This window comes from Embleya sp. NPDC059237 (assembly GCF_042754105.1).
Lineage (GTDB): Bacteria > Actinomycetota > Actinomycetes > Streptomycetales > Streptomycetaceae > Embleya.
Window position 1 is genome coordinate 25,422 of the sequence record NZ_JBHZAE010000029.1, and the last position, 12,251, is coordinate 37,672.

Genomic DNA, 12,251 nt, shown 5'->3' on the forward strand with positions numbered 1-12,251 from the left:
CACGACGCGGCCGGGAGAGCCGCGGCCACACCGAGCGAAAGCCCCGACGAGACAAGGCAACGATGCGAACACGAGCGACTGCTTCCCTGGTGGTGAGCCGGATCCTGGTCTACGCCGGGATGCTGGTGCTGATCTCGTTCGTCATCTTCTCCTTGCTGTACATCACCCCCGGCGACGCCGTGGGCAACCTGCTCGGCACCCGCAGGCGCACCCCCGAGACCGAGGAACTGCTGCGACGGCAGTACCACCTGAACGAACCGTTCCTCACCCAGTACTGGATCTGGCTGAAGGACGCCGTACGGTTCGACTTCGGGAACTCCTCGGTCTCGACACTCCCGGTCACCGACGAGATCAACGCACGACTGCCCAACTCCCTCATCCTCGCGGGCGTTGCCTACGTGCTGACCATGCTCATCGGAATACCGTTGGGCCTGGCCGCGGCGGCGAAGAAATCGACGGCCGTCGACCGCGGCATCGTGGCGTCGGTGATCGTCGGGTTCAGCACGCCGGTCTTCGTGGGCGCGGTGGCCCTGCTCTATGTCTTCGGCGTGCTTCTGGGCTGGTTCCCGGTCTTCGGCGCCGGCACCGGCTTCGTCGACAAGCTCTGGCACCTGACCCTCCCTGCGATCTCGCTCGCGATCGCCGGCGCCGGGCTCATCGTCAAGCACACGCGGGCCGTGATGATCAAGGTGCTTGACCAGGACTACGTGACCTTCGCCCGAGCACGCGGACTGACGTCTCGCCGGGTGTACCTGCTCTACGCGTTGCGCAACGGCCTGATCCCCGTGATCACCGTCAGCGTGCCCCTGCTCGCCTCCCTGGTCACCGGAGCGGTCCTCGTCGAGGTCACCTTCTCGATCCCCGGGATCGGCGACCTGCTCGTGCGCTCCGCCGCGAGCCAGGACCTCCCGACCCTGCAGGCCATCGCGCTGCTGGTGGCCGCGCTGATCATGGTCGCGAACCTGGCGGCGGACCTGCTCTACATGGCCGCGGATCCCCGGATCCGGCACGGAAGGTCGACCACATGAGTGCCATCGTCCCGCAGCTCGGGGACCTCGGGAAGCCCACGCGCCGCCGCTCGAAGCGCCTGCCCTGGCCCGTACTGGTCTGCCTGGTGATCGTTGCCGGCGTCGTCCTCATGACCGTCTTCGGAGCCGCGTTGGCCCCGCAGGACCCGGCCGCGCAACACCTCACGGAGGTCCTGGCCCCGCCCGGTTCCGGCCACTGGCTCGGCACCGACGAACTGGGTCGAGACGTCTTCTCCAGGCTGATCGTCGGAGCACGCACCGCGTTCGTCGGCCCGCTGGTCGTCACGATCGGCTCCATGCTGATCGGGAACCTGCTGGGCCTGTGGAGCGGATACAAGGGCGGTGCCGTCGACGCGGTCCTCATGCGCTGGGTCGACTTCATGTGGGCGCTGCCCGGACTGCTCATCATCGTGGTCGTCGCCGGTGCCTTCGGCGGGGGCTACTGGATGGCGGTCGCCCTCCTCCTCGTACTCACCATCCCCTTCGACACACGCATCATCCGAGGCGCGACGCTGGAGCAGGCGACCCTGCCCTACGTCGAAGCCGCACGCGCGCTGGGCCTGTCGAATCGACGGATCATGATCCTCCACATCTGGCCGAATCTGTCCGCAACCGCCGTCGCCAACGCGTTCCTCACCTTCGCCGGCGCCATCGTCGCGCTCTCCGGACTCTCGTTCCTCGGCTTCGGGGTCGACCCGGGTTCGCCGGACTGGGGCCGCATGCTCAGCGACGGAACCAACCTGCTCTTCGAGAACCCCGCGGCGGCACTCGCGTCCGGCGCCATGATCGTGGCGACGGCGGTCTCGATGAACATCATCGGCGACTGGTTGTACGAGTCGCTCTCGAGTCGTGGAGGAAGCAAGTGATCGCCCCCGGGACGTCGCACCACCCCACCGCGCACGAGACGACCTCGAACACCGTCCTGAAGGTGCGCAACCTCGGCGTCGACACGGTCGGTCCGGACGGTACCGACCCCATCGTGTCCTCTTTCGACCTCGACCTGGCCCCGGGCGAAACGGTCGGGATCGTCGGCGAGTCCGGGAGCGGAAAATCCCTGACCGCCCGCGCCATCATGGGTCTCCTGCCGGGATCACTCGTCGCCCGCGGCGAGGTCGAGTACGGCGGCCGCAACCTCCTTGAGCTGTCCGAACGCGAGTGGAGCCACGTCAGAGGACGCGAGATCGGGTTCGTACTCCAGGACCCGTTCACGATGCTCAACCCCGTGTTCCGCTGCGGGCGCATCATCGAGGAGTCGTTGATGTGGGACGGCCGCCGACGCCCGCCGCGATCCGAGCGCAGGGCGGAGGTCCTCCGCCGACTCGCCGAGGTCGGACTCACCGACCCCTCCGTGGCGGACCGGTACTCCTTCCAGCTCTCCGGGGGAATGCGCCAGCGCGTCGCGGTGGCCGCGGCGCTCGCCCGCGATCCGAAGATCCTGATCGCCGACGAACCGACGACGGCTCTGGACGTCACGACCCAGAAGGAGATGCTCACCCTGCTGCGCGGCGTCCAGAAGGCGCGGGGAATGAGCCTCGTACTCATCACCCACGACCTGCGTGTCGCCTTCGCGATGTGCGACCGCATCCACGTGATGTACGGCGGCTCGCTCATCGAGGTCGCGCCCGCCACCGACCTGGAATCCAGGCCGCTGCACCCCTACGCCCAGGGCCTCCTGCTGTCCGAGCCCTCGCTCGACCGCCGGGTCGTCGAGCTTCCCTCCATCCCCGGGTCGGTCCCCAAGGCCCGCGAGGTCGTGGACTGTTGTGCCTTCGCCACCCGGTGCGAGTGGGTCGCGGACACGTGCCGCCAGGGACGGCCGCCGCTGCTCGAAGTCGGCAGGCTGCGCCGGTCGGCGTGTGTGCGTCTGCCGGAGATCGGTGCCGCCATGGAGGCGAAGCGCGCCCGGATCGACGTCGCGGAGCCCCCGATGAGCGAGGCGCGATCGGAGCGACCGCTGATCGAAATCCGGGACCTGCGCAAGGAGTTCCGCATCGGGAAGCGCACCGTCACCGCGCTCGACGGGGTGTCGCTGCTGGTGAACCAAGGCGAGAGCGTCGCCATCGTCGGGGAGTCGGGCTCGGGCAAGACCACCCTCGCCCGTACTCTCCTCGGGCTCGAGCGGTGTACCAGCGGAGACATCGGCATCGACGGCGTTCCCGCGCACGACTGGTCCCGACTGAGCGCCGCGGACCGACGTCGCCTTCGTGGGACCGTGCAAATGGTCTTCCAGGATCCCTACGCGAGCCTCAACCCGATGCGAAGCATCGGATCGACCCTGTCCGAGGCGATCAGGTCGCACGATCGCGGCGTCAAGGACACCGCGGGAGGGGTGGCCGACCTGCTGAAGACGGTCGGCCTCCCTCCCGCGTATGCACAACGCAAACCGTCCGCCCTCTCCGGCGGAGAGCGTCAACGTGTCGCGATCGCCCGGGCACTCGCGGTCGACCCGCGGCTCCTGGTCTGCGACGAACCCGTCTCCGCTCTGGACGTCTCGGTACGAGCCCAGATCATCAACCTGTTCGCAACGCTCCGGCGCGAACGGGGAGTCGGCTTCATCTTCATCACGCACGACCTTTCGATGCTGCGGCAGATCACCGAGCGCGTCTGCATCATGCATCGCGGACGTCTCGTCGAATCCGGTCCGGTGGACCGAATCCTCGACCATCCGACCGACCCGTACACCGTCAAACTGTTGCAGTCGATCCCCCGGTCGGGTGCTGCCTGGATCGACGCACCCGTCACGACGGAAGCCCGACGCACACCCGCAGGCGGCAGGCGGCGAACCGGTGGACGCGATCGGGACCTTACAGGAGAAGCGTGCGACGGCGGAGATACTCATGGGGCGGCGTGATCACCCCGGTTCCCGAACTCCTGCGAACAGGACCGGCTCGTCCAGGCGAGGATCGCTTCCTGGACCGGAGAGCGGTTGCCTGCATTCACCTCACAGTGCCTGGCGCAGACGTCGAGCCGGTTTGCATGCGGGCGGGTCGGCGCCGGGGAGGTGACGTCCACCTGCGGAACCTGCCGCTGGACGGGTGACGCAAATCCAAACCCGCGCCGCGCCGGCTCGCCGCCCAAGCGATGGCGCCGTGTTCCCGGCCCTCGCCGAGGCGCCGCACTGCGCGCCCACCACGGCTTCAGCCCCTACCTGCCCGACCACCTGCCGGCGATCGGCCCGAACCCGCGCCACCCGGCGCTGCACCACAAGAGCCGACCCCGCCGGCCTTCACCATCACCGCCGACGACCATCCGACACGCCGGCACCTGCACGGCGAGCCTGCCGACGACCCGACCGGAGCGGCGGGTCCACGGTGACATTGCCCAGTGACCGTAGACACGACCACGCCATCGGAGGAACCACCGGATGATCGCAGACGCCGAGGTGTCGACCGGACCCACCACCCCCGTGGCGGAAACCGGAGACCAGCCGCTCAACCTGCCGCGCGTGCAGGGGCACAGGAGCCTCCGCGACCAGGTGACGCAGGCCCTGCGCGCCGCACTCGTCGCCGGCGAGCTACGCCCCGATGTGGTCTACTCGGCGCGCATCCTGGCCGCCCAGTTCCGCGTCTCGGTCACCCCGGTCCGCGAGGCCGTGCTCGACCTCGTCAAGGAGGGCCTGGTCGAGGTGGTCCGCAACAAGGGCTTCCGGGTAGCCGTGCTCTCCGGCCGCGACCTCGACGAATACACCGAGATCCGCTCGCTGATCGAGATCCCGGTGACGGTACGTCTGGCTCGGACGGCCGACCGCGCCGCACTGGAGGCACTGCGCCCGGTGGCGGCCGCAATCGTGGCCGCCGCGGAGCGACGCGACCTCGTCGGATACCTGGAATCCGACCGGCGGTTCCACCTCGGCCTGCTCACCCTCGCCGGCAACCAGCGTCTGATCGAGGTAGTCGGTGACCTGCGCAAGCGCTCGTACCTGTACGGCCTCATGGCGCTCCCCGAGCGCGCCGTGCTGGTCGTCACGGCACAGGAGCACGCAAAAATCCTCGATTTGCTCATCGCCGGAGACGGTGAAGGCGTACATCGAGCCATGTCCGAACACCTCGGCCACATCCGCTCGCTGTGGACTGACCCGACGCCCGAACCGTGAGCGACTGAGCCTGCCGCACTTCCCGTTACCCGGGCCCCGCCCGAGGTCTCCCGAACGTCTGCCCACATCCGGTCCGACCTCGGGAGACCCGAGGAACGGGCGCCGCCGCGGGCACGGCCAGGCCGCAGAGACCACCGGCCCCGGCCGACACGATCCACCCGTCTCCCCAACCGAGGCCAAGGCAAAGCGCCCGAGGGCCGCCCCCGCGCGCCCTCACAGTGCCCCGATCCCAGCCCACAAGCCACCTGCCTGACTGGCCACATCCCCTCGGCCACACGCCCAAGCAAAGCCCCGGCTCGTCGGAAAACACCCCACTCAATGACAGTGCCCCTTCCCCCGCCCAAGGTGTAGGGGCGGCCGGCGCCGATGCGGGGCGCATTCCTCGTCGGCGATGCCACACACTGCCGACAGGGCCAGGCGCCCGCCCCAGGTTCCGTCGTCGGTGCGCCCGGGGGAGTGGTTGACGTCGACGGGCAGGACCTGGCACGCCGGGCTGTCGGCGACGCTGACTCGGCGCGGCCACGTGCCGGGTTCGTGCTTGAGCAGTCCGGCGAACAGCGCGGCGGGGTGGTGCGCCTTCACCAATTTGGTGGTCCGTGGCTTCGCCATGCCCGCATCAGGGTCCGGGCACCCTGTCCGAAGGGACCCGCTGTGGCAATCCCCTGGCGGTCGAGCCGCGTCGAGCCAGGTCACTTTGTGACGACGAAGGCGGAACGCTTGTGCTGGCAGGAAACGGCCCTTCGGCGTGACGACGGTGCGGGGCCTGCGAACTGCGGGTCAGCACTGCGATATCGGTCAATCGGCGCCTTGAAACAGGACGGGAACATTGAGGAAGACGGAGGAACGCAGCGCTCCTCCCTGCTGTTGAGGTGGACAACACATCGAACACGCCCGAGCCGGTGGGAAGACACTCTTGCGTCACCTCGCCGGCGAACACGCCGACGAGCGAGGGAGAACCCTGGTGGTGAGTGGGAAAGATGCTGTGGCGCGTTCCCTTTGGCCGGTGCGGGGGTTGACGGCGGAGCGGCCCGGGAGCGCGTGGCGGCATTTCGGCTGGCCCTGTACGGGATGCTTCAGGCCGTCGGGCGCTTGGCGCGGGCGGTGAGGCGTTCCCAGTTGCGGTGGCCGATGTCGGCCTTCTGCTCGTCGGTGAACGGCGAGTTCTCCAGGAAGGAGCGGGCTGCGCCGTTGCTGGTGTCGACGTAGGGGAAGCCGGCGGGGCGGAAGCCGTAGGTGAAGGGATAGTCGGTGGAGTACAGCATCCGGTCGGTGCCCATCACCTCGGCGGTCCAGCGCAGGTAGCGGGGGCTGTTGGTGCCGCTGCCGGCGACCCAGAAGTTCTGCGTGAAATAGTCGGCGAGGGGCTGCCGCAGACCGCCGGCCTCGGCGAAGAAGCCGGTGTGGTCGAGGTAGAACAGGACGACCTCGCCCCAGTGTCCGGCGATCACCTGCAGGTCGGGGAAGCGGTCGAAGACCCCCGAGAAGATCATGCGCAAGTACTGGACGCCGAGGTCGTAGTACCAGCCGAGTCCGGCTCCGGCCAGCAGGGGGCCCATGGGTTCCGGGAGATCGGAGTAGTAGGCGTCGAGGACGGGCTGGACCGGCGTCTGCGGGTGGAAGTGCAACGGCACGGCCAGTCGCTCGGCGGTCGCGTACAGCTCGTCGTTGTCCGGATGGTCGGCCGGCTTGTCCCCGGTGCGGCCGTAGAGCATGGCTCCGGGAAAACCCAGTTCGCACACGGCGCGCCGCAACTCGGCCGCGGCAGCGGCCGGTGACTGGGTCGGTATCGCGGCGAACGCCTGGAAGCGGTCGGGCCGGGCGGCGACGATCCCGGCGAGTTGGTCGTTGGCGTCGCGGGCCACCGCGACGGCGTCGGCTTCCGGCAGGTCCTGCACGCCCGGAGACGACAGGGACAGCACCGCGACGTCGATGCCCTGGTCGTCCATGTGCGCCAGTCGCCGCTCGCCGGCCTCGCGCAGGTTCTTCGCCACAGGGCTGTCGCCGAAGCCACGCGAGAAGATCTGCGGTGATCCGGCCCGCCGGTACGCGTCGCGGACGGCCGGTACGACGACGGTCTCTTCCACTCCGATGATCCGCAGACGGTCGGACATGACGGCTCCCTCGCATGAGTTTTCAATGGAACATCACCAACGCTACCATCGATATTATCGACGCTAACACGGTAGGGGTATCAACGTTATTGCCGCTGTACTCCCAACCGCGTTATCGTTGTTCCATGCCTGTCGAACCGACCCGGACGCAGCCTGTCGCGGAGCCCACCACCGACGCGCGCGAGCAGACGCGCCGCCGAGTCGTCGACGCCGCGATCGACCTGCTGGAGCGCGGCGGCCGCGATGCGGTCACCACCCGGGCGGTCGCCGACGCCGCCGGGCTGCAACCACCTGCCCTGTACCGGCTGTTCGGCGACAAGGAGGGGTTGCTGGACGCGGTGGCCGAGTACGGCTTCACCCGGTTCCTGGCCGCCAAGCAGCACATCGGTCCCGACCCGCGGGATCCGGTCGGGGAACTGCGCGATGGCTGGGACGTCGTGGTCGAGTTCGGACTGGCCAATCCCGCGCTGTACACGCTGATGTACGGCGAACCCACGCGGTCCGCCGCCGTCTTCCGGATCGGTTTCGAGCGCCTGAAGGAGCGGATCCGCCGCATCGCTGCCGCGGGCCTCCTGGGCGTGGAAGAGGGCCTGGCAGCGCAGATCGTTCACGCCACGGCCAGCGGCGCCATCGTGACCTGGCTGTCCGTGCCCGAGTCCGAGCGGGACCCCGCACTCCTTGTCACATTGCGCGAAGCGATGATCACCACCGTCACCGCCCGGGAGCCAGCCGTGCGGGAACCGGGGCCGGCCGGCGCCGCCCGCGCCCTGCGCGCGGCGCTGCCCGGCCAGAGCACCCTCAGCGCCGCCGAACAGCAGCTCCTGGCGGAATGGCTGCAACGACTGTCCGTATAACCGTTATCCGTACAACCGTTCGGCCGACTGGCACGGTCACGCCGAGGCGCCCGGCCGCCTCGATGAGCAGACACGGAAAGCCGCCGCCGCAACCCGGCCGCGCCCGTTCTCACCGGCACGGGGAACGCGTCAGCGGGTGCGTTCGTAGTGGCGGCGCGCCTTTTCGCGATTGCCGCACACCGCCATGGAGCACCAGCGGGCGCGGTTGGCGCGGCTGCGGTCGAGCAGGAACAGCCGGCACTCGTCGTTGGCGCACGGGCGCAGCCGGCCGGGCAATTGCTCCTCGGTGGCGGCCCAGGCGAGAACCGCCTCGACGGCCGCCCGGGCGTGCGGCGGCGTCTCGACCGTCCACCGAAGTCCGTCCGAGGTGATTTCAGGGATTCGGCGTACCCCTTTGAGCAGCGGGCCCAACGCGGCGGGCGGGCGTTCCCCGCGCACCACGTCCTGCAGGATGTCCCGCGTCTCGCGCAGCAGCGCCAGTTCCGCGAGGCTGCCTTCGCCGCCGTGCTCCCGCGCCCAGCGTCTGCCTTCGGTCGGGTCGCCGAGCGCGTCCTGTTCCTCCCCGTCGACCAGCGGCCTGCTGTTGAGCAGGTCCAGCAGCGTGTTCATCGAGTGCCACCTCCCTCTGCCCTCTGACCGTCTAACCGGATCGAATCGTTTGACAGGTTAGTTCATCGCGTGCTTGCATGGCGAAGAACTAACCAGATCAAGCATGCAAAGAGGTTAGACATGAGCGCGGTGCACCACCGGACCGCCACCGTCGACGGCCACAAGATCTTCTACCGCGAGGCCGGGCCCGCCGACGCCCCCGCGATTGTCCTGCTGCACGGGTACCCGACCAGTTCGTTCATGTTCCGCGAACTCATCCCGCTGCTGGCCGACGACTACCACGTCTTCGCGCCGGACCACCTCGGCTTCGGCCACTCCGACGCCCCTCGCGTCGAGGACTTCACCTACACCTTCGACGCCCTCGCCGAACTCACCTCCGGGCTGCTCGACCAGCTGGGCCTGGACCGCTACGCCCTCTACGTCCAGGACTACGGCGCCCCCATCGGGTGGCGCCTCGCGCTCGAGCACCCCGAACGGATCTCCGCCCTCGTCACCCAGAACGGCAACGGCTACGAGGACGGTTTCGTCGACTCGTTCTGGACCGACGTCTGGGCCTACGGGGCCAACCCCGGCCCCGACACCGAACCCGCCGTCCGCGCCGCGCTGAGCATCGACGCCATCCGTTGGCAGTACCTGCACGGTGTGCCCGACCCGAGCCTGGTCGACCCGGACACCTGGGAGCACGACTTCGCCCTCGTCTCCCGCGAGGGCAACGACGAGGTCCAGTTGGCGCTGTTCCGCGACTACCGGACCAACCGCCAGCTCTACCCGCTGCTGCACGAACTCCTGCGCACCAACGACGTCCCGGTGTTGGCCGTATGGGGACGCAACGACGAGATCTTCGGCCCGGCCGGCGCGCGGGCCTTCGCCCGCGACGCCAAGGACGCGGAAGTGCACCTGATCGACGGCGGCCACTTCCTCCTGGAGAGCCACCTCGATGTCGTCGCGGGATACCTGCGCGGCTTCCTCGGACGGGTACTGGGATAAGAGATCCCGACAAAAAAGTGCCACGAAGCGATGGGTATCGAGGCAAACGGCGGTCCGCGGGAACACCACGTGCATGTCGTTGCCCAGCTCCCACCGGATACGTGGCGCTTTTGCTGCCCGGCCGCGCGGTCGGTGGGACTCGAACCGCTTTCGGGTCCCTGCCGGCGGCACCGACGTGGATGGAGACGGTCACCGCCCAGGACACGGGGCCTTGGTACAGGACAGACCAGAGTCATCACGGATGCGCCCACGTCCCCGCAGGCCCGGGGGAGTGGGCGTCACGGAAGGGAGCAATCATGCGGGAAACGACCGGAGCGCACGCGTTGGTGCGCACGTTGGTGGACAGCAATGTGCGGGTTTGCTTCGCGAACCCGGGTACGTCCGAGATGCATTTCGTGGCCACGCTGGACGCGGTGCCGCAAATGCGCGGGGTGTTGTGTCTCTTCGAGGGAGTCGCCACGGGAGCGGCTGACGGGTACGGGCGGATGACAGGGCGCCCGGCCGCGACGCTCCTGCATCTCGGGCCCGGGCTGGCGAACGGACTCGCGAACCTGCACAACGCCCGCCGCGCGAACACCCCGATCGTGAACGTCGTCGGGGACCACGCCATCGGCCACAAGCCCCTGGACTCCCTGCTCGAATCGGATATCGACGCGCTCGCCGGCACCGTCTCCGGCTGGGTGCGGCGTTCGACGACCACAAAGGCGCTCGCCACGGACGCGGCAGACGCGGTCGCAGCGGCGCTGACCTCCGCAGGCGCCGAACCGGCCGAGCAGGGCTCCTCACGCACCGGCACCTCCGGGTCCGTCTCGACCCTCATCGTCCCGGCGGACCTGTCCTGGTCGCTCGGAGGCCGGTCGGCTCCACCGGTGAAGACGGCCGCCCCTCCCGCGCCTTCCGAGGCGCACGTGCGGTCGATCGTTCGCGTGCTGCGCTCGGGCGAACCGTGTGTACTCCTGCTGGATGGCCAGGCGTTGAGCGAGCGGGGACTGCGCGCGGCGAGCCGGATCGAGCGTGTGACAGGCGCGCGGCTGCTCTCGCGGAACTGGGCCGCCCGGCAGCGCCGAGGCGCCGGAATACCCTCCATCGAGCCCCTCGCCTATCGGGGCGAGGAGATTACCGTCCAGCTCCGGGACGCGCGGCACCTCGTCCTGTGCGGCGCACGCATCCCGGTGACCTCGTTCGCCTACCCCGGGCGAACCAGCCTGCCGACGCCCCCAGACACCCGCGTGCACGTCCTCGCCGAGGACGCGGGCGCCGACACCCTGCTCGCCCTGGACATGCTGGCCGAGCTGGTCGCGCCAGGCATCGAACCGGTCCTCGCCCCTCTGCCGCCGCCGCTGCTGCCGCACGGTGAACTCACCGTCGACAACTGGGCGGCGGTCGTCGGCGCCCTGCTGCCCCCGGAGGCCATCGTCGTCGACGAGTCCATCACCGCCGGCATGGGCACCCTCCACGCGGCCACGGCCGGTTCCCCGCCCCACGACCTGCTGGGATTGACCGGTCTGTCGATCGGTCAGGGACTGCCGTCGGCCACCGGAGCCGCGATAGCCTGCCCCGACCGTCCCGTGATCTGCCTCCAGGCCGACGGCAGCGCCATGTACACCCTGTCCGCCCTGTGGAGCCACGCCCGGGAACAGCTCGACATCACGACCGTGATCCTCAACAACCGGTCCTACGCGATCTTGCGCGCCGAACTGGAACGCGTCGGCGCCACCGCCGAGGCCTCGGCCCGGCTCTTCGACCTGTCCCGCCCGGACCTGGACTTCGTCTCCCTCGCCCACGGCATGGGCGTGCCCGCCACCCGCGCCGGGACCGCCGAAGAACTGGCCCGGCAATTCGAACGTGCCCTGTCCGAGCCCGGCCCCCACCTCATCGAGGCTATGCTCGCGCCCACCGGCCGTTGACCGGCCGGTGTTCGCCGACACCGGCCGGGTTCGACGTCGCCGTCACCGAGTGACGCACCACCGGGATCGACGACGACCGCATCCGGCCGGCCGGCGAATACGCCGGGCAATATGCGGCGGCCCGCACAAACTGGGCGACAAGTCGAGCATGGCAATCGGGTCCTGGCCGGCATTCGATCGGCTCGACAAGCCGGCTTTCGGGGCCGTGCCGGGTCCGATCGGGCGGCGCCGGGCGTGCGGCTGGGGAGCGCACGGACCGGGAGCGTGCCAGCCGCGATGGCGGGCGGCGCGATCGCCGCCCGAGGTCTGCTGCCCGGCGTGGAACCGATCGGCGTCGAACCAGCTGCCGGGAACGACACCGCCCCGTCGATTGCGGCGGGGAAGGGCGTGCGCTTCCCCACCCCGCGCACTATCGCCGACGGCCGGCAGGTAGAGATGCCCTGAGCTCTTACCTTCGCAGTGAATCGGCGCCTCGTCGACGAGTTCCTGCTTGTCGAGGACGACGGGGTGATCGGCACCATGACGCTTCTCTGCGAACGGCTGAAGACCGTCGATGACCAGACCGGCGCGTCCCCTACGGTTCGGGGCGGATCGCGCGAGCGCGGCAAATATGACCGCCGGTCTAAATCTGCCGCGCGAAATTCGGCCGAAGCGCCAAAGAT

The 12,251-nt window shown here is 69.4% G+C and carries 11 protein-coding genes; 8 read left to right on the top strand and 3 right to left on the bottom strand.

What is annotated here, in order from left to right:
• Nucleotides 1-62 precede the first annotated feature (62 nt).
• The 4 genes from ACFXKZ_RS48920 (at nucleotide 63) to ACFXKZ_RS48935 (ending at nucleotide 5,121) form a co-directional block, all read left to right on the top strand.
• Entirely contained in the window at nucleotides 63-1,028 is a 966-nt protein-coding gene (locus tag ACFXKZ_RS48920; RefSeq protein ID WP_126642353.1) for an ABC transporter permease, read from the top strand.
• Nucleotides 1,025-1,894, top strand: a complete 870-nt coding sequence (locus ACFXKZ_RS48925) for an ABC transporter permease (protein ID WP_380013773.1) — start codon at nucleotides 1,025-1,027, stop codon at nucleotides 1,892-1,894. Before ACFXKZ_RS48920 ends, ACFXKZ_RS48925 begins: the two co-directional genes overlap by 4 nt.
• Nucleotides 1,891-3,879 carry a dipeptide ABC transporter ATP-binding protein gene (locus tag ACFXKZ_RS48930; protein ID WP_380013776.1) on the top strand — a complete coding sequence of 663 codons (1,989 nt, stop codon included), beginning with the start codon at nucleotides 1,891-1,893 and terminating at the stop codon, nucleotides 3,877-3,879. Before ACFXKZ_RS48925 ends, ACFXKZ_RS48930 begins: the two co-directional genes overlap by 4 nt.
• Nucleotides 3,880-4,392: 513 nt before the next feature.
• Nucleotides 4,393-5,121 carry a GntR family transcriptional regulator gene (locus tag ACFXKZ_RS48935; RefSeq protein ID WP_380013779.1) on the top strand — a complete coding sequence of 243 codons (729 nt, stop codon included), beginning with the start codon at nucleotides 4,393-4,395 and terminating at the stop codon, nucleotides 5,119-5,121.
• 315 nt (nucleotides 5,122-5,436) lie between these two features.
• Here the strand turns inward: ACFXKZ_RS48935 and ACFXKZ_RS48940 are convergent, their stop codons facing one another.
• Together ACFXKZ_RS48940 and ACFXKZ_RS48945 are read right to left on the bottom strand one after the other, a co-directional pair.
• Nucleotides 5,437-5,730: a hypothetical protein gene (locus ACFXKZ_RS48940; protein ID WP_380013782.1), complete on the bottom strand. Its 294-nt coding sequence runs from the start codon at nucleotides 5,728-5,730 to the stop codon at nucleotides 5,437-5,439.
• A gap of 464 nt (nucleotides 5,731-6,194) precedes the next feature.
• Nucleotides 6,195-7,232 (bottom strand): amidohydrolase family protein, encoded by a 1,038-nt coding sequence (locus tag ACFXKZ_RS48945; RefSeq protein ID WP_380013785.1) that lies wholly within the window; start codon nucleotides 7,230-7,232, stop codon nucleotides 6,195-6,197.
• A 125-nt stretch (nucleotides 7,233-7,357) separates the two neighbouring features.
• On the opposite strand from ACFXKZ_RS48945, the gene ACFXKZ_RS48950 reads away from it, so the two are divergent.
• Nucleotides 7,358-8,086, top strand: coding sequence for a TetR/AcrR family transcriptional regulator (locus ACFXKZ_RS48950; RefSeq protein WP_380013788.1), 729 nt, complete (start codon nucleotides 7,358-7,360; stop codon nucleotides 8,084-8,086).
• A gap of 129 nt (nucleotides 8,087-8,215) precedes the next feature.
• Here the strand turns inward: ACFXKZ_RS48950 and ACFXKZ_RS48955 are convergent, their stop codons facing one another.
• Nucleotides 8,216-8,695 (bottom strand): CGNR zinc finger domain-containing protein, encoded by a 480-nt coding sequence (locus ACFXKZ_RS48955; protein ID WP_380013791.1) that lies wholly within the window; start codon nucleotides 8,693-8,695, stop codon nucleotides 8,216-8,218.
• 120 nt (nucleotides 8,696-8,815) lie between these two features.
• Between ACFXKZ_RS48955 and ACFXKZ_RS48960 the strand changes: the two genes are divergently transcribed.
• The 3 genes from ACFXKZ_RS48960 (at nucleotide 8,816) to ACFXKZ_RS48970 (ending at nucleotide 12,033) form a co-directional block, all read left to right on the top strand.
• Nucleotides 8,816-9,682: an alpha/beta fold hydrolase gene (locus ACFXKZ_RS48960; RefSeq protein ID WP_380013794.1), complete on the top strand. Its 867-nt coding sequence runs from the start codon at nucleotides 8,816-8,818 to the stop codon at nucleotides 9,680-9,682.
• A gap of 296 nt (nucleotides 9,683-9,978) precedes the next feature.
• Nucleotides 9,979-11,589, top strand: coding sequence for an acetolactate synthase large subunit (locus tag ACFXKZ_RS48965; protein ID WP_380013797.1), 1,611 nt, complete (start codon nucleotides 9,979-9,981; stop codon nucleotides 11,587-11,589).
• A 264-nt stretch (nucleotides 11,590-11,853) separates the two neighbouring features.
• A complete protein-coding gene (locus tag ACFXKZ_RS48970) occupies nucleotides 11,854-12,033 on the top strand; it encodes a hypothetical protein (RefSeq protein WP_380013800.1) in 180 nt (59 codons plus the stop codon).
• Nucleotides 12,034-12,251: the final 218 nt, after the last annotated feature.